Source organism: Devosia sp. (genome assembly GCF_036406155.1).
Lineage (GTDB): Bacteria > Pseudomonadota > Alphaproteobacteria > Rhizobiales > Devosiaceae > Devosia_A.
On the sequence record NZ_DASWVV010000223.1, the window covers coordinates 1 to 16,836 of the forward strand.

At 68.6% G+C, this 16,836-nt stretch carries 18 protein-coding genes; 8 read left to right on the forward strand and 10 right to left on the reverse strand.

Translation table 11 applies throughout. The annotated features are described in order from the left end of the window. The 6 genes from VGD93_RS15545 to VGD93_RS15570 all read left to right on the forward strand — a co-directional run. Positions 1 to 269 (forward strand): hypothetical protein (locus tag VGD93_RS15545; protein ID WP_395013076.1); only part of this gene is annotated, 269 nt, incomplete at its 5' end. A 112-nt stretch (positions 270 to 381) separates the two neighbouring features. Then, positions 382 to 1,614 carry a CaiB/BaiF CoA transferase family protein gene (locus tag VGD93_RS15550; RefSeq protein WP_395013077.1) on the forward strand — a complete coding sequence of 411 codons (1,233 nt, stop codon included), beginning with the start codon at positions 382 to 384 and terminating at the stop codon, positions 1,612 to 1,614. Positions 1,615 to 1,687: 73 nt separating this feature from the next. Further along, a complete protein-coding gene (locus VGD93_RS15555) occupies positions 1,688 to 2,482 on the forward strand; it encodes a transporter substrate-binding domain-containing protein (protein ID WP_395013078.1) in 795 nt (264 codons plus the stop codon). A 62-nt stretch (positions 2,483 to 2,544) separates the two neighbouring features. Continuing rightward, positions 2,545 to 3,246 (forward strand): amino acid ABC transporter permease, encoded by a 702-nt coding sequence (locus tag VGD93_RS15560; protein WP_395013079.1) that lies wholly within the window; start codon positions 2,545 to 2,547, stop codon positions 3,244 to 3,246. Next, positions 3,243 to 3,899 (forward strand): amino acid ABC transporter permease, encoded by a 657-nt coding sequence (locus VGD93_RS15565; protein ID WP_395013080.1) that lies wholly within the window; start codon positions 3,243 to 3,245, stop codon positions 3,897 to 3,899. Before VGD93_RS15560 ends, VGD93_RS15565 begins: the two co-directional genes overlap by 4 nt. Beyond that, positions 3,880 to 4,611: an amino acid ABC transporter ATP-binding protein gene (locus tag VGD93_RS15570; protein WP_395013081.1), complete on the forward strand. Its 732-nt coding sequence runs from the start codon at positions 3,880 to 3,882 to the stop codon at positions 4,609 to 4,611. Before VGD93_RS15565 ends, VGD93_RS15570 begins: the two co-directional genes overlap by 20 nt. 69 nt (positions 4,612 to 4,680) lie before the next feature. On the opposite strand, the gene VGD93_RS15575 is transcribed toward VGD93_RS15570, so the two are convergent. Genes VGD93_RS15575 through VGD93_RS15595 form a run of 5 tightly spaced genes read right to left on the reverse strand, consistent with a single transcriptional unit; the run spans position 4,681 to position 10,975 of the window. Continuing rightward, positions 4,681 to 7,782 (reverse strand): efflux RND transporter permease subunit, encoded by a 3,102-nt coding sequence (locus tag VGD93_RS15575; RefSeq protein ID WP_395013082.1) that lies wholly within the window; start codon positions 7,780 to 7,782, stop codon positions 4,681 to 4,683. Next, positions 7,779 to 8,861 carry an efflux RND transporter periplasmic adaptor subunit gene (locus VGD93_RS15580; protein WP_395013083.1) on the reverse strand — a complete coding sequence of 361 codons (1,083 nt, stop codon included), beginning with the start codon at positions 8,859 to 8,861 and terminating at the stop codon, positions 7,779 to 7,781. The genes VGD93_RS15575 and VGD93_RS15580 overlap by 4 nt, the downstream gene beginning before the upstream one ends. Then, a complete protein-coding gene (locus tag VGD93_RS15585; RefSeq protein WP_395013084.1) occupies positions 8,858 to 9,961 on the reverse strand; it encodes an efflux RND transporter periplasmic adaptor subunit in 1,104 nt (367 codons plus the stop codon). Before VGD93_RS15585 ends, VGD93_RS15580 begins: the two co-directional genes overlap by 4 nt. Further along, the gene (locus tag VGD93_RS15590; protein WP_395013085.1) at positions 9,958 to 10,584 is read right to left on the reverse strand and encodes a TetR/AcrR family transcriptional regulator; all 627 of its coding nucleotides are present in this window, start codon (positions 10,582 to 10,584) and stop codon (positions 9,958 to 9,960) included. Before VGD93_RS15590 ends, VGD93_RS15585 begins: the two co-directional genes overlap by 4 nt. Next, the gene (locus VGD93_RS15595) at positions 10,577 to 10,975 is read right to left on the reverse strand and encodes a hypothetical protein (protein WP_395013086.1); all 399 of its coding nucleotides are present in this window, start codon (positions 10,973 to 10,975) and stop codon (positions 10,577 to 10,579) included. Before VGD93_RS15595 ends, VGD93_RS15590 begins: the two co-directional genes overlap by 8 nt. A gap of 169 nt (positions 10,976 to 11,144) precedes the next feature. Here VGD93_RS15595 and VGD93_RS15600 point away from each other — a divergent pair, with 169 nt between their 5' ends. Continuing rightward, a complete protein-coding gene (locus tag VGD93_RS15600) occupies positions 11,145 to 11,597 on the forward strand; it encodes a hypothetical protein (RefSeq protein ID WP_395013087.1) in 453 nt (150 codons plus the stop codon). 36 nt (positions 11,598 to 11,633) lie between these two features. Beyond that, complete coding sequence (locus VGD93_RS15605; RefSeq protein ID WP_395013088.1) at positions 11,634 to 12,116, forward strand: cytochrome b; 483 nt, start codon at positions 11,634 to 11,636, stop codon at positions 12,114 to 12,116. Positions 12,117 to 12,156: 40 nt separating this feature from the next. Here VGD93_RS15605 and VGD93_RS15610 read toward each other — a convergent pair whose 3' ends face one another. The 5 genes from VGD93_RS15610 to VGD93_RS15630 are packed head-to-tail and all read right to left on the reverse strand — an operon-like array spanning position 12,157 to position 16,836. Beyond that, the gene (locus VGD93_RS15610) at positions 12,157 to 13,155 is read right to left on the reverse strand and encodes an FAD:protein FMN transferase (RefSeq protein WP_395013089.1); all 999 of its coding nucleotides are present in this window, start codon (positions 13,153 to 13,155) and stop codon (positions 12,157 to 12,159) included. 9 nt (positions 13,156 to 13,164) lie between these two features. Then, positions 13,165 to 13,731, reverse strand: coding sequence for a nitrous oxide reductase accessory protein NosL (locus tag VGD93_RS15615; protein WP_395013110.1), 567 nt, complete (start codon positions 13,729 to 13,731; stop codon positions 13,165 to 13,167). After that, positions 13,731 to 14,555, reverse strand: coding sequence for an ABC transporter permease (locus VGD93_RS15620; protein ID WP_395013090.1), 825 nt, complete (start codon positions 14,553 to 14,555; stop codon positions 13,731 to 13,733). The genes VGD93_RS15615 and VGD93_RS15620 overlap by 1 nt, the downstream gene beginning before the upstream one ends. Beyond that, the gene (locus VGD93_RS15625; RefSeq protein ID WP_395013091.1) at positions 14,552 to 15,472 is read right to left on the reverse strand and encodes an ABC transporter ATP-binding protein; all 921 of its coding nucleotides are present in this window, start codon (positions 15,470 to 15,472) and stop codon (positions 14,552 to 14,554) included. Before VGD93_RS15625 ends, VGD93_RS15620 begins: the two co-directional genes overlap by 4 nt. After that, the gene (locus VGD93_RS15630; RefSeq protein WP_395013092.1) at positions 15,469 to 16,836 is read right to left on the reverse strand and encodes a nitrous oxide reductase family maturation protein NosD; all 1,368 of its coding nucleotides are present in this window, start codon (positions 16,834 to 16,836) and stop codon (positions 15,469 to 15,471) included. The genes VGD93_RS15625 and VGD93_RS15630 overlap by 4 nt, the downstream gene beginning before the upstream one ends.

Below are 16,836 nucleotides of genomic sequence, written 5' to 3' on the forward strand. Positions count from 1 at the left end.
ATGTCCTCGGGCAATTGGCTCCCCGTTACTGCGGCGGTGCCGCCGATCCGTCACCGCTCTGGTCACCAGTATCCCTGTTGAGCAAGATGCTGGCAAACGAATTGATCATGCCCTTGAATGCAACTTTGTTGCATGCTGCGCCTTGGGTGGTCCGGTGGTTGCGAGCCGCGCCGGGCGAGACGGCGGGCCTGCCGCGTCGCGTGCTCGCATGGGAAATCGTTATCTCATCGGCGCCGGAAACACCTGCCCTGAAGACGGCAGGCCTGTGACAGGCAGCTCCTTGGCCGCTTGACAGCGCGCGGTATTTTCGCTCAGAGTGCCGATCTGGCGTGAAAACGTTTTCTAATTGAGCGCTGAAGCGCAGGAGGAGCGGTCGCTGTGTTGCTGGATGGCATCAAGATTGTGAGCTTCTGCCACTTTCTGCAGGGTCCGGCCGCGGCCCAGTATCTCGCCGACCTGGGCGCCGACGTCATCAAGGTCGAACCCACCGGCGGCGCGCATGAGCGGCACTGGTCGGGGGCCGATGTCTACGTCGAGGGGGTGAGCGGCTTCTTCCTGTGCGCCAACCGCAACAAGCGCTCCATCGCCCTCGACCTGAAGAGTGCCGAAGGCCACGAAGTGGCCCGCCGCCTGCTGGCCCAGGCCGACGTCGTCATGGAGAATTTCCGGCCCGGCGTCTTCGCCCGCCTCGGGTTCGACCAGGCCACGCTCGATGCGCTGAACCCCAGGCTGATCTTCGCCTCCGCCAGCGGCTTCGGCGCCACCGGGCCGATGGCGGAGCGGCCGGGCCAGGACATCCTCATGCAGGCCCATTCGGGGCTGATCGGCGTCACCGGCACGCCGGATCATGCCCCGGTGCCGGTGGGGGCGGCAGTGGTCGACCAGCACGGCGGCGCGCTGCTCGCCATGGGCATCCTCGCCGCGCTGGTGCGCCGGCTGCGCGGCGGCCCCGGCACCCGCGTCGAGGGCAGCCTGCTCAACTCCGGCATCGACCTGCAGGGCGAGCCGCTGGTCAACTTTCTCGCCGGCGGCTTCGGTCGTGACATTCTCCAGCGCGAGAAGAATCTCGCCACCTGGTTCCATGAGGCGCCCTACGGCGTCTATCCGGTTCGCGACGGCCACGTCGTCATCTCGCTGTGCAAGACCGAGGTTCTTGCCGAGGCGCTGGACAGCGACGCCATGCGCGCCGCGGTGACGCTCGACCGCTATGCCGAGCGCGACGAATATGCGCGGCGGCTGCGCGCCGCCACGGCCGCCTATTCGCTGTCCGAGATCGGCGAGCGCCTCGACCGCGCCAGCATCTGGTGGGCCCCGATCAAGTACTACGACCAGTTGCTCGACGATCCCCAGTTGGTGCACGCGCAGGTGTTCCGCAAGGTCACGGTGCGCGGCCGCACCATCCACCTCGTCAACCATCCCAACCGCTACGACGGCAAGGTTCCCGAACTGCGCGTGCTGGCGCTGGAGATCGGCGAACACAGCCGCGAGATCCTGGGTGAGCTGGGCTACGGGCCGGCCGAGATCGAGGCCCTGATCGCGAGCGGCCGGGTCACCGCCAGCCGGGTCGAACCGGCCGTGGAAGAGTTGAGCGGGGCGGCAGCCTCGCGCCCCTGAGACAGACCGGCCCGCGCCCGCCGGCGGCCGGGCCAGCCGCACCGACAAGCCGGCACCAACAGGAGGAAACCCCATGACCAGGACAGCTGCCTTGCTAATGTTGGGGGCGCTTGCCGCGCTGGCCCTGCCACCCGTTTCTGCCCAGGCGCAATCGGTCGACGAGATCGTGGCGCGCGGCAAGATCGTAATCGGGGTCAACAGCGGGGCTCCGCCGTTCAGCCTCGTCGACACCAGCGGGGCGACGGTGGGTTATGACGTCGATACCGCCCACCTGCTGGCCGACTATCTCGGCGTCGAGGTCGAAATCATTCCCTACCCGACAGCGGCCCGAATCCCGGCGCTCGAGTCCGGGCAGGTCGACGTCGTCGTGGCGACGCTGTCGCCCACCCCCGCCCGCGCCCGCGCCGTGATGTTCACGATGCCGTACAGCACGTTCCAGATCGTCCTGCTGGCCGGAGCGGACAGCAAGGTTGCCGCCGCCGCAGACTTGTCCGGCGTCAAGGTCGGCGTATCGCGCGGCACCCCGCAGGAGGTCGCGCTGCAGAAGGCGGCGCCGGCCGATGTCGATATCGCCCGCTTCGACGACGACTCGACGACGATGCAGGCGCTGGTGTCCGGTCAGGTGGAGGCCATCGTCATTCCCGAGACGGTGTTCATCGAGCTCAAGAAGGCGCGCCCCGACCTGCCCTTCGAACCGAAGTTCACCTTCTTCAACCAGTTCATGTCGATCGCCGTCCGCAAGGACGCCTTCGAGCTCCGCCAGTGGCTGAACACGACGCTGTCGTTCATCAAGTCCAATGGTGAGCTTGACGCGATCGCGGAGAAGTGGACCGGTCATCCCCTGCCGCCGACCATGCCGGTGTTCTAGCCGGCCCGGCACCCGCCTCCCGCGACGTCTCTTCGCGGGAGGCAGCACACGCGGGGGAAAGCATGTTTGGACTCCAGTTCTCTTCCGTCCTCGCCGAAACGCCTGCGCTGCTGCGCGGCATCCTCTTGACCGTGGAACTGTCGGCCATCGCCATCGCCCTCGGCTCCCTGGTCGGGCTGCTCACGGCGGCGGCGCGCAGCATCGGCCCGCGGCCTGTCGAATGGCTGGTCCGGGCCTATGTCGAAATCATCCGCAACACGCCGTTCCTGGTGCAGCTCTACATCATCTTCTTCGGGCTGCCCTCGGTCGGCTTCAGGGTGACCGCCTTCGAGGCGAGCATCATCGCCATGACCATCAATCTCGGGGCCTACTCCACCGAGATCTTCCGGGCGGGAATCGAGTCCATCCATCGCTCGCAGATCGAGGCGGGCCTGGCCCTGGCGCTGACGCGCTGGCAGATCTTCACCCGCATCATCATGCAGCCGGCGATCGCCCGCGTGTGGCCGTCGCTGACCAGCCAGTTCATCCTGATGATGCTGACCTCGAGCATCTGCTCCTTCATCTCGGTCGAGGAACTGAGCGGCACCGCCTACAACATCCAGGCCCAGACCTTCGAGAACTTCGAGGTCTATATCGTCGCCGGGCTGATCTATCTGGGCCTGGCCGTCGTGCTCAAGATCGGCCTCGCCGCGCTCGGCAAGCTGATGTTTGCGCCAGCCGGAAGGGGCGCCCCGGTGCCGGTGGCGGCAAAGGTGACGCCATGATCCGCGACTACAGCCTCGCCGAAGCGCTGTTTCTGCTGGATTCGGCCAAATGGACGATCCTGCTGACCCTGCTCGCCACCCTGTTCGGGGGGCTGCTGGGCATGGTGGTGGCGCTGGCACGCACCTCGACCAGCCGGCTGTTGCAGCAGGCGGCCACCGGCTACATCGCCACCATCCAGGGCATTCCCGTCCTGATCCTGCTGTTCCTGTCGTATTTCGGCCTGTCGCGTGCCGGCTTCAACCTGCCCGCCATCGTCGCCGCCTCCGTGTCGCTCTCGATCTATGCCAGCGCCTATCTCGGCGACATCTGGCGCGGCGCCATCCAGTCCGTGCCGATCCAGCAGTGGGAGGCGTCCGCTTCGCTGGCCCTGACCCGGGCGCAGCAATTCCGCACCGTCATCATCCCCCAGGCCGTCCGCATCTCGGTGCCACCGACGGTCGGGTTTCTGGTGCAACTGGTCAAGAACACCTCGATCGTCTCCATCGTCAGCGTCGTGGAGCTGACGCGGGCCGGCCAGCTCATCAACAACGCGACGTTCCAACCCTTCCCCGTCTTCATCACGGTGGCGGCGATCTACTTTGCGATCTGCTTCCCGCTGTCCTGGTCCAGTCGCTACTTGGAGAGGAAGTTCAATGCCAATCGTCCAGGTTGACAACCTGCACAAGCGCTTCGGTTCCCTCGAGGTGCTCAAGGGCATCTCGCTGACGGTGGAGCGCGGCAGTGTCGTCGCCCTGCTGGGCCGCAGCGGCTCGGGCAAGAGCACGCTGCTGCGCTGCCTCAACGGGCTCGAGACCTTCGACAGCGGCTCGGCGGAAGTGGCGGGCCACAAGGTCACCGCGCAGCCGGCCGCACTGCGCGAACTGCGCAAGGACGTCGGCATCGTCTTCCAGAGCTTCAACCTGTTTCCGCATCTGTCCGTGGCCGACAACGTCACCCTGGCGCCGCGCCTCGTGCACAGACTGGACAAGGCGTCAGCCGCCGCGCTGGCCGAGGAGATGCTGGCCAGGGTGGGACTGAGCGACAAGCTGCACGCCCGCCCCGACCAGCTCTCGGGCGGCCAGCAGCAGCGCGTCGCCATCGCGCGCTCGCTGGCCATGAAGCCCAAGGTCATGCTGTTCGACGAGGTGACCTCGGCCCTCGATCCGGAGCTGACCGCCGAGGTGCTCGTCGTCATGGAGCGGCTCGCCGCCGACGGCATGACCATGCTGCTGGTGACGCACGAGATGGGCTTTGCCCGCGGCGTCGCCACGCAATCGGTGTTCATGCTCGACGGGCGCATCCACGAAGCCGGGCCGCCGGCCGAGATGTTCGCTCACCCGGGCACGCGGGAATTCCAGCAGTTCATCGGCCAAAGCCTCAAGTGAGCCCGGCATCCGCCGCCTGGGCAGCGCCGACGCCGGCATGGTGACGATCGCATTGCCCCGGGCGCGGGGCTATACCGCCGCGTCCTGCGGCCGGCCGGGCGTCGCGATCGGGGCGGAGTCGGTGCGATCGGCGGCGGGGGCCTTGATACGGAACCAGGCGAGATAGAGCGCCGGCAGGAACAGCAGGGTCAGCACCGTACCGGAAATGATCCCGCCCATCATCGCATACGCCATCGGCCCCCAGAACACCTCGCCGGCGATCGGGATGAGGCCCAGCGTGGCGGCGGCGGCGGTCAGCACGATCGGGCGCATGCGATGCTGCGTGGCCTCGAGCACGGCATCCCAGGCCGCCAGCCCCTCCTGCCGGAGTTGCTCGATCTGCATGATCAGGATCACCGAGTTGCGGATCAGGATGCCGATGAGCGCCAACACGCCGAGGATGGCGACGAAACCGAGCGGAGCTCCGCTCGGCAGCAGCGCGGCGACGACGCCGATGAGGGCGAGCGGAGCCACCGCGAACACCAGGAACAGGCGGTGGAAGCTCTGTAGCTGGATCATGAGAACGGTCGCCATGACGAACAGCATCAGCGGCACCACGGCGATGATCGGGGCCTGGGCCTTGGCGCTCTCCTCGGCGGTTCCTCCAGCCACGATCTTGTAGCCGGTGGGAAGTCCGGCCGAGAATTCGGCAATCGGTTCGCGCAACTGCGCCACCACCGTGGCCGGCTGCATGGCGTCGAGAACGGCCCCGTTCATGGTGATGGTCGGCATGCGGGCCCGCCGCCAGATCGTCGGTTGCTCCAGTTCATAGGAGAGCGTGGCGATCGCGCCCAGTGGCACGAGCCGCCCGCTGCTGCTGGCGATCTGCAGGCTGTCGAGATGCTCGATCGTGCCCCTGTCGGCTTCCTCGGCGCGGCCGACGATGTTGACCAGGTAGGTGCCGTCGCGCATCTGCGTCACCGGGGCGCCCTGCACGACGCTGTTGAGCGCCGTCGCCACCCCGTCGAACGTCACCCCGAGCTGGCGGGCGCGATCCTGCAGCAAGTCCACCCTGACCGCGCGGGCCGGCTCCATCCAGTCGAACGTCAATCCGCCCACATGCGGGTTCTGGTCGACGACGGCGGCGAGGTCCTGGGCGATGCCGCGCAACACCTGCGGATCGGGACCGCTGATACGGTACTGGATGGGTCGCCCGACCGGCGGGCCGAGATCCAGCAGGCGCACGAACGCATCGGTGCCGATGAAGCTCTGGTCGAGATAGGCCTGGAGTTCCTTGCGCACCTCGTCGCGAACTTCCCGACCGGTAGTGACGATGATGATCTGGCCGGTCGTCGGGGCGGGCGCCTGGGTGTCGAAGGACAGCAGGAAGCGCGGGGCTCCCCGCCCGACATAGGTCGACCAGTGCTCGATGTGGGGATTGCCGGCGAGCATGTCGCGCTCGAACTGCGCCATCTGTCGGTTTGTTTCAGCGAAGGTGGCGTTCTGCGGCAGCGTGAAGTCGACGATCAGCTCGGGGCGATCCGAGGTCGGGAAGAACTGCTGCTGCACGAAGCCGAGGCCGACGACCGAAGCGCCGAACGCCGCGAGGGTGGCGCCGATGGTCACCCACCGCCAGCGCATGCTGGCGAGCAGCAGGGCTCTGAACGCGGCGGTGAACCAGCCCTTCTTCTCGTGCTTGTGCTTCAGCGTCTTGGGCAGGATGGTGACGCCCAGCAGCGGGGTGAAGATCACGGCCACCAGCCACGAGACCAGCAGCGCCACGGCGATGACGATGAACAGGGTGACGAGGAACTGGCCCGCCTTGCTGCTGTTGAGCCCCACGGGGATGAAGCCGGCGACGGTCACCAGCGTCCCGGTCAGCATCGGAAATGCTGTCGAGGTATAGACGTGGGTGGCGGCCTTGCGGAGCGTGTCTCCCACCTCGAGCCGGGCCACCATCATCTCCACCGCGATCATGGCGTCGTCGACCAGCAGGCCGAGCGCGATGATCAGGGCTCCGAGCGAGATGCGCTGCAGCGAGATGCCGAGATAGGCCATGACGAAGAAGGTGATGGCCAGCACCAGCGGGATGGCGATTGCCACGACGAGCCCGGCGCGCAGCCCGAGGCTGATGAGGCTGATGGCCAGGATGATGGCCACCGCCTCGAACAGCGCGGAGGTGAACCCCGAAACGGCCTCCTCGACCACTTTCGGCTGATCGGAGACGCGCGTGATCTCGACGCCCACGGGCAGGGACGCGGTGATCTTTTCGATTTCGCGGTCCAGCGCCTCCCCGAACTTGAGCAGGTTGGCGCCGCTCTTCATGCCGACCCCGAGCGCGATGGCGGGCTCGCCGTTCACGCGGAAGAGCGAGCTCGGCGGCTCGGCATAGCCGCGCTTGATGGTCGCGATGTCGGTCAGCGGGAAGAACTTGTCGTTCACGCTCAGGTTGATCGAGCGCAGGCTGTCCTCGCTGGTGAACTGGCCGCCCACCCGGATGCTGATGCGCTCCGGCCCGGCCTGGACGACGCCCGACGGCGTGATCGCGTTCTGCGAGCGCAGGCTGGCGATGACCTGCTGCTGGTTGAGGCCGAGCCCGGCGATCTTGCGGGTGGAAAACTCGAGATAGATCGCCTCGGGCTGCGCCCCGATGATGTCGACGCGCCCGACATTGGGCACGCTCAGTACGCTGGCGCGCGCCGCCTCGACGTAGTCGCGCAACTGCCGCGGCGTCAGCCCGTCCCCGGTGAAGGCATAGATGTTGCCGTAGACGTCGCCGAAGCTGTCGTTGAAGAAGGGCCCGGCCATGCCGGCCGGGAACTCGGCCCGGATGTCGCCGAGCATGTTTCGCACCTGCTGCCAGTTGGCGGCGACCTGCGCGCCCGGCGTGCTGTCCCGCAAATAGACGAAGACGATCGTCTGGCCGGGCGTGGTCAGGCTGCGCGTGTATTCGAGGGCCGGCAGCTCTTCGAGCTTCTTTTCGATGCGGTCGGCTACCTGATCGGTCATTTCCTCGGCGGAGGCACCGGGCCAGTTGGCCTGGACGACCATGGTCTTGATGGCGAACGCCGGGTCTTCCTCCCGCCCGAGATTGAAATAGGCCGCCGTCCCCGCGATGAGGAAGGCGATCATGAAGTACCAGACGAGGGAACGATGCTCGAGCGCCCAGTCGGACAGGTTGAAGGACTTCATTGGTCTTCTCTCGTGGCGCGTATGACTTGTCCGTCGACGAGGCTGTTCGCGCCCGCCACGGCGATGCGCATGCCGGCTTCGAGGCCCCCGTCCACGATGGCCGTGTCGCCACTGCGGCGGCCGATCACGACTTCGAGCCGGGATACGGTGTGCTTGTCCCCGTCGATCAGCCAAACATAGCTGCGCCCGTCGATTTCCCGGATGGCACTCAGGGGGATCTCGATCTGCGCCGCGCTGCCGGTCGCGGACTGCACCGTGACCGTGGTGCCGATGCGAAAGGCGGCGACCGGGTCGACCAGCCCGATCTTGATGCGTCGCGTCCGCGTCGCCGGGTCCGCTTCCGGGGCGATCTCGCGCAGCGTACCCTGGGCCGTGATGGCTGGCTCGAGTTGCAGCAGCACCTCGAAGGCGGCGTCCTGGGCGAGCGTGGCGGCGAGGCCCTCGGGGACGTCCACCACGGCGTCGCGCAGGTCCGGCTTGGCGACGGTGAGAACGGGTTGGCCGGGCATCAGGTCGCTGCCGGGGTCCATGTGGATCGCGGTCACGACCCCGTCGAACTCGGCCCGCAACTGCGCATATCCGAGCTGGTCCTCGGCCTTGCGCAGGCTGCTCTGCGCGCGCGTGAGAGTTGCCTGCGCGAGCTTGAGGCGCAATTCGGCCAGCTCGAGACTGGTCTGGGTGATCGTACCGCTGGCGAACAACTCGCGCTGGCGCTGCTCGATGCCCTGCGCATTCTCGAGTTGGGCCTTGGCGGAGGCCAGGTCGGCATTGGCCGCGCGCCGGGCCAGTTCGAGGCCGGCGGGGTCGAGTTCGGCGACGATCTGCCCCGCCGTGACACGGTCACCGACATTGACGCTGCGGGAGGCCAGCCTTCCGGCAAGCCGGAAGGCCAAGTCGGCCTGGACCTGCGACGCGATGGTCCCCGCGAGGCGCATCTGCGGGCCGGACTGGGCCTGCACCAGCATGGACAGTACGGGTCGGGCCGGTTCGGTCGGCGGCGGCTCCCCGGCGCGCTGGCAGGCCGCCAGCGACAGCAGTGGGAGCGCCAGGAGGCCGCCGAGAAGTGCGTTCCGGATCATGACGGGTCTCCGCCGGCAAGGCGGACCGGCTTGCCTGGATAAAGGAACTGGCCGCCTTCGACGACGAGCAGGTCGCCGGCCTGCAGGCCGCCGGCGAGGATGATCCCCTCGGTGGTGTATTGCGCGATCTCGACCGGCCGGATGGACGCCGTGTGCGCCTCCGGTGCGACCAGCCAGACCGCGGGTTGGCCACCATCCAGGGTGATCGCGCTCCACGGGATCACGGTGGCGGGGGCCGCCGGCATGGTGACGTGTCCCGTCACCAGCGAACCGAGCGTCATCGCCGCGGGGGCGTCCTGCAGGGTGACGCGGACGCGGACGGTGCCCGTTTTCGGGTCGACTGTCGGCGAGACTTCCCGGATTCGGCCGGTGGCACGGACATTTGCGTCGGCCACCAGCGCGACGTCCACGGCCGCCGCCTGCAGTTCATCGGCGCCGGCAAACAGCAGTGTTTCGTGCACGTTGAAGACGGCGTCGCGCGGGCCGTCATGGGCCACCGACACGACGGGTTGCGCCGACGGTGCAACTTCCCCGGCGTCGCGATTGACGCGCGTGACGATACCGTCGCTGTCGGCCCGCAGTTCGGTGTAGGAGAGGGCGTTGAGCGCCGCCTGGCGCATGGCCCGCGCCGACTCGAGGGAACTCTCGGCGGTCCGCCGGTCCTGTTCCGCCTGGTCGTACTTGCTGCGCGTGACCAGCCCGCTCGCCAGCAGCGCCTGCTGGCGCGCCAGCGCCGCCGCGGCCTGCTCGAGCGCTGCGTCGGCGGCCTCGACGCTCGCCTCGGCAAGCTCGAGGTCGGCCCGCTGCGCTTCGGCGTCGATGCGCGCCAGCACCTGTCCGGCGGTGACGTGGTCGCCGACCGCGACGGCGATCTCGCTGATCTGCCCGGTGATCCGGAAGGCGAGGTCGATCTTCGTTCGTGCCTGGACTTCGCCGGTCAGCGAAGCGGTTGCGGCGTGATCGCTGCTGCTGACGGTCACGACCCGGACCAGGCGCGGCTGCTCCTCGGCCGCCATGTCCGGCTGCTGGCAGGCCGAAAGACCGGCAAGCGCCAGCGCCACGACCGCGAGCCGGGCAATAGGTCTGGGGCGGGGCCTCATGCGCCGACACCGCCTGCAGGCGGGGCGGGGTGCCGCGGATCGAGGAACCCCGTGATCTGGACGGCGAGGAGCCGCTCCCCTGTCGCGACCAGGTCCTCGCTTCGGCCGCCGATCGACCAGCGCATGGCAAGGCTCTGCACCATGCCGATGATCAACAGCGCAGCGTCGCTCGCCACGAGGTCCTTCCGGAAGGCACCTGCAGCGATCGCTTCCTCGACCAGGTCGGTAAGGCGCTGGTGGAAGCTGCCCATCGTGCGCTGCAGCGTCTTGCGCAGCGGGGCATTGCCGCCATGCAGTTCGCGCGACAGCAGGATGGCGGGGAGTGCGGGCATCCGGGCGATGAGCCGGAGGTGGCCGAGGACGACCGCCTCGAGCCGTGCCACCGGATCGCCCGTCGCGGGACCGGTTTTCTCCCAGGCCTCGCGTATCCTGCCGGTGAGGTGCATGGCGACGCTGTTCCAGATGTCGCCCTTGGTGGGGAAGTGGCGGAATACCGTCGCCTGGGTGACGCCGATGGCCTTGGCGATCATGTCGGTCGTGATCCGGTCCGGCCCGACCTGATCGGCGAGGCCGATGACGGTCTCGACGATCTCGGCCTTGCGTTCGGGGGACGGCTTACGCATCGCGTCCCCGGGGGGCGGTGCGGCGGCACAGGCCCCAGGCGATCGCCGCCCAGAAACCGAAGCGCAGCAGCAGCGCCGCCGGCGTCCGCCAGCTGAAGGCGCCACCCGCGACCGTATAGACCGTGAAGGCGATCGCGACCAGCGCCGTGGCGCCGGCGATGAGGGCGGCCGCGCCCTGCGCCCAATGCCGCCCGCGATACAGGGCATAAGCTCCCGCGAGGTAGGCGAAGCCGGCGAGGAAATTGAACCACAGGACGAACTGGACGACCGCCCCGGCGGTGGCCTTCACCTCCTGCGGTCCGAACAAGGTGGCTGCGCCGGAGACGAGCGTCGCGGCCCCGAACACGGCGGCGGCAATCGCCGCCGGCCGGGTCCAGCGGGGTGGCGCCATTGCGGCTTTCCGCCCATGACCGGGCGTCAACGGGATCGGCATCAGGGCCTTCTGCATGGCACATACTCGCTTGACAAGTTAGTGATTACTCACATACTGACGACTGCGACGGGCGTCAAGCCCGCGCAATGTCCGCCCGTCGAACCGCGGTTTGAGGAGAACCCGTCACATGTCGCGCATCGCCGTCGTCGCCCTTGTCGTCTGGGCCGTGACTATTTCGGCCGCAGCCTATCTGTTCGTGAACGGCTACACGGCCAAGGGCAGCGACGGACGCGAGGTCGTGCTGCTGACCGAGGCGGAACGGGACGGGGTCCTCGCCGAAATGCGCGGCCTGCTGCAGGCCACTGCCGACATCACCGCCGCGCTGGCTCGAAACGACAACGCCGCGGTCGCGGAGATCGCCCGGCCGGTCGGGACGGCGGCCATGGCGGGGGAGTCGCCTGCGCTGCTGGCCAAGCTGCCGCTGGCGTTCAAGGAGGCCGGCCTCAAGGCGCATACGGGCTTCGACACGCTGGCGAACGCGGCGGCAGGGGGCGCGACCACGCAGGAGTTGACCGGGATGCTGGCCGAGCACCTGCTGGTTTGCACCGGATGCCACTCGGCCTACCGGTTCGGCGGGTAGGGATCAGCAAGGGGCGACCCCATGGAGGCAGGCATAATGGCACCGACGTCCTATTCGAGGATCCAGATCGTCCTGCACTGGACCGTGGCAGCGCTCGTTCTCTTCCAGGTGTTCGCGCACGACGGCATCGTCGCGGCGTGGACGGGCCGGATGGATGGCACCCTGGTCAACGAGCCCACGCCGAACGCGCATGTCATCGCCGGCGTGCTCATCTTCGTGCTGGTCGCGTGGCGACTGGTGCTCCGTCTCGGGCGGGGCGTTCCGGCCCTCCCCGCCGATGAGCCCCAAGCCCTGAAAGTCGTGGCCAAGGGCACCCACGCGCTCTTCTACGTGCTGCTGCTGGCGATGCCGCTCTCCGGTGCGGCGGCCTGGTTTCTCGGCATCGAAGCGCCCGCGCTGGCGCATTCCGCCGCGCGGTTCGTGCTGATCCCGCTGCTCGTGCTGCACGTGCTGGCTGCCCTGGCCCAGCACTTCTGGTTCAGGACCGACGTGCTCCGCCGCATGCTCGGCCTCGCCTAGGCGCCGGGGAGCGACCGCCTGGCCGCTCGCGCGGCCCCCGCTATGAGTCGAGAACGGTGTGCTGGCCCGACCCGGAGAGCAGATGCACCTGGAGGTCGCCGTGCTGCCGGGCCGCGGCGGCGACCGCCTCCGGATCCATGAGCGCGAAGGCGGTCGACAGGCCGTCGGCGGTGGCCGCGTCGCGCGCGACGACCGTCACGCTTTCGTAGCGGCGCGGCGATCGGCCGCTGCGGGGGTCGAGCAGGTGGTTGAAGCGACCCTCGGAATCGAAGGCGAAGCCGGCGGGGCTGGAGGTGGCGACCGCGCGATCGACGATTTCGAGCGTCTCGACGACGTCTCCCGGCCGCTGCGGATCGGCGATGCCGATGCGCCATCCACGACCATCCGGGTGCAGTCCGACGCCGCGACTCTCGCCCATGTCGACGAGACAGGACGCGATGCCGCCCGCCCGTAGCAGTTCGACCACCCGGTCGGTGATGTATCCCTGCGCGATGCCGTTCAGCGTCACGGCCATGCCGGCGCGCGAGAAGGCGATCCGGTCGGCGTCGTAGCGGAGCCCGTCGAACCCGGTCTTCGCCAAGGCGGCGTCGAGGTCGCGGGCGGAGGGGCCGGCCGGGTCGGCGCCGGGCGTGGAGAAGTGCTCCAGGTAGCTCAGCCAGAGCGGCTGCACCGTCGGATCGAAGGCGCCGCCGCTCAGCTGCCACAAGGCACCGCTCAGGCGCAGCACCTCCACCAGTTCGGCCGGCGGCGCGAGGCGAACGCCCTGCCGGTTGAGCAGCACGAGGTCCGAATCCTCGCGGTACAGGCTGAAGACGCGTTCGAGCCGCCGCACCTCGGCCTCGACGTCGGCGACCAGGCGCAACGCCTGCCCGCGGTGATGATGGTGGATGCGCAGCGTCGCCGGCGCGCCGAGCGCCTGCCCCTGCCAGGTGACCTCCTCGCCCGCGGTGGCGCCGTGGCTGCCGAACGGCAGCAGCGCCAGCCCGGCGGCGGCCGCCGATATCCCGATTGCCCGGCGGCGAGTGAGCATTGCGGCCATGCCGACCTCCTAGTGACTTGCGCCCGGGGCGGGCGTCGTTGCGTCATGGCCCGGCGCCGCGTCCGCTTCGCCGGGCCCCGTCCCGAGAATATAATCGGACGGCATGTCGGCGAAACCGACGATCTCGCCCCCGTTCGCCTGCGCAAATGCCTCGGCGGCCGCTGCCGTGGAGAACGGCACCGCCTCCGGCGCGCCCATGCCGCCGCGCATGGCACTGCCAATGACATAGAAGGCAGTCCTGGCGTCGATCCAGTTCTCGGCGCCCGGCTCCTCCCAGCTCGGGGCCACGGCCATGTCCGAGACGTAGATGGCGGCAATGTTCTTGGGTTCGTCCGGCAGCATGGTGAAGGCAATGGCATCACGCGCCGAGGAGAACCAGATCGGCTCGTCGGGCAGGTGCGTGAGGATGATCTGTCCCTTGGGGCCGGCGTGTTCCAGCACGTTCATGCCGCAATAACGGCCCATCGCCTCGTCCGTGAGCGCGAACGGCGCGGGCGGGGGAACCTCCTCCTTGCCGGTGCAGCCGGCCAGAAGGGCAAGCACGGCGACGACGGCGAGTGCGGCGACGGCGCGCATCATAGCTCTTTCCTCGAAAAGACCAGCATCGCCGCGGCGAGGGGCACGATGACCCATGCCAGGAGGGCAGCGACGAGGAGGGTGGGGCTCAGGCTGACATTCTCGGCCACGCCGGCCATGCCGGAAACCGAGCTGGCGCCCTCGGAGCCGAGATTGAGCAGGCGGTAGGCGTCGGTGGGGTTGAGCAGGAGCGCGGCGTCCAGCAGTCCGGTGCCGATGGTCCGCCCCTGGTCGACGACGAGCACGCCGAGCAGCGCCATGTCGTAGATCAGCACGAACAGCAGCCAGACGCCGATGGCGATGCCGGCGGCCGTACCGCGCTGCCGGACCAGGGCGCTGACGAGATAGCCGATGGCGACGAACGCCGCCCCGAGCGCGATCGAGGACAGGATCATCGAGCCGAAGGCCCACCAGCTGGCCGCGTCGATGGCCGTGCCCATCGCCGCCAGGGCGAGGGCGGCGGCCCCGTATCCGAGCAGCGTCGCGAAAGCCAAAATCGCCAAATGGCCGACGAACTTGCCGAAGATAACCTGCCAACGGCGGATCGGATAGCTGAGCAGCAGCAGCATGGTGCCGCGTTCCATTTCCCCGACGATCGCGTCGTGGGAGATCAGCAGGGCGATCAGCGGCACGAGGAAGGTCGTCAGGCTCGACAGGCTGACGATGACGACGTCGAGCGGGCTGGCGCCGACATTGCCCACCGGAGCACTGCCCAGGAAGGTCAGGGTCAGTGCCAGGGCGGCCAGCAGCAGTGTCGTGGCGAGAACCCAGCGGTTGCGCAGGCCCTCCTGGATCTCCTTGCGCATCACGATCAGAACGGTCATTTGGCCACCTCCTGCCGGCCGAGGAAATGGGCATACAGCTCGTCCAGCGTGGGCGGCATCACCTCGAGGTCGCTGACAGGCGCCCCAGCGGCGGTCGCGGCGCGCAGCAGTTCGATCTTGTCTTCCGGGGCGGCGTCGATCTCCAGCGTCTTGCCGTTGACGCGCCGCCAGCCGCTATTGGCCTGCAGCCAGCCGTCGGCGGCGCCTTCCGCGCCATCGGCCAACTGCACCCGGATGCGGGTCGGCAACCGCGCGATGCCGCGCAATTCGTCGATGCTGCCGTCCGCGATCTTGATGCCGCGATTGACGATGATCACCCGGTCCGCCTGCCCCTCGAGTTCGGTCAGCGCATGCGAGGACAGCAGGATCGTGGCCCCTTTCGACCGGCTTTCGGCGACGAGATCGTAGAAGCTGCGCCGCAGCGCCGGGTCGAGCCCGGTCGTCGGCTCGTCCAGCAGCAGCACCGCGGGCTGGCCCAGCAGCGCCTGGGCCAGGCCCAGGCGCTGGCGCATGCCCTTCGAGTAGGAGCCGATGCGCCGGTCGGCCGCCGCCGTCAGGCCGACGCGCTCGAGCAAATCGGCGACCTCGCTGCGCGGGGCGCGCTTCAGCTGCGCGTAGAAGGCGAGCGTCTCGCGGCCGGTGAGCGCCATGTTGAAGGAGACGTTCTCGGGCAAATAGCCGAGCCTGCGCCGGGCCGCGACCTCGCCGGCGGCGGGGTTCTCCCCGAGCACGCTGACAGTGCCGGCCGTCGGGCGCACCAGCCCCAGCATCAGCTTGATGAGCGTCGTCTTGCCGGCGCCGTTATGGCCGACCAGCGCCGTCGTTTCGCCCTGCCTGAGCGCGAAGGACACGTCGGCCACGGCCTTGATGCGCCCGTAGGACTTGGCCACGCCGGCGACGCGGACTGTTTCGATCATTCTTGCCCCCGCGGCATTGCTGGTGGTGCCATCAGGGGATGGCTGTCGACGACGCCGCCCGGCAGCAGGGCCGGGAACTGCGCCTGTGCCCAACGGATGACCTGGACCGCCGGGCTGTTGATCAGCACCTTGGCCTGCGGTGCCGTCCACAGCACCCTGTCGATCAGGTCGTTCGGCCGGTACGGGTTGTCGCCGATGCCGTCGCCGTTGAGGTCGAAGGCCGGGTTGTCGCTCCAGTAATTGCCGCGCTCGCCGGACGACCAGTCGAGATAGCGCGTGCCGACATATTTGACCTGGTTGCGGTTGCCCACGAAGGCGTTGCCGCTCATCGAATTGCCTTCCGAGCCGGCGGTGAAATGGACGCCGATGGCGCAGCCCTCGAACCAGTTGTCCCGGAAGCGGTTGCCGTTGGCGTTGTAGATGAAGACGCATTTCTCCGGGCCGAGGCGCAGGCCGCCGGCCGCGGCGGCTTCCGCGCTGGCCACGGGCACGCCGTGCTCGCTGCGCTGCCCCGCGGTTTTCCAGCGGGCCAGCGGTTGCGGCTTGCCGCGCACGGTATTGCCGACGATTTCGGAGCCGTTGGCATAATTGAGAAGCAGGCCGTGATCGCGGTCCCCATCCGAGAGGTTGCCGGTGATGCGGACCCGGCTCGAATACATGATGGCGTAACCCGCCGCGTTGCCGAGGGAGGTGTTGTCGCTCACCTCGCTGTCATTGGCATACATGTAGTGCACGGCAAAGCGCAGATTGGTGAAGCGATTGCCGCGAAACAGGTTGCGGCTGCTGGCGTTGACGAAGATGCCGTCGCGCCCGTAGCTGATGTCGTTGTCGAGGACGCTCGCGCCCGGCGCGTTCCAGACGGAGACGCCGTTGCCGGACTCGTTGATCCGGCCGGTCGTGATGCCCACGATGCGGTTGCCGCTGACGACGGCGTCGGCCGCCCCATGCAACTGGACGCCGTAGAGATTGCCGAGCAGGGTGTTGCGCTCGACCCGCGCGCCGCGCGCGCTGGCGGCAAGGAACACACCGGCGTCCAGCGTCTCGAGGTTTCCCCCGGAGCCGCGTATCTCGAGGCCGCGTACCACTGCATCTGCTGCATTGACCGTGATGACGCTGCCCGCGCCATTGCCCACGACGACGGCCCCCGCCTCGCCTTCGAGCGTCAGCGGGATGTCGAGCGTGACCGGGCCGTCATGCGTGCCCGGCTGCAGCCGGACCACGTCTCCTGGCCGTGCGCCGGCAATGGCAGCCTGCAGGCCGCCGCCGGGCGGCACGACGATGACGGCAGCCTGCGCCGCCGGGGCCAGGGTGGCGGCGAACATCGCCGCCACCCCGATCACCGTTCTGGTGGTGAAACCGACCAT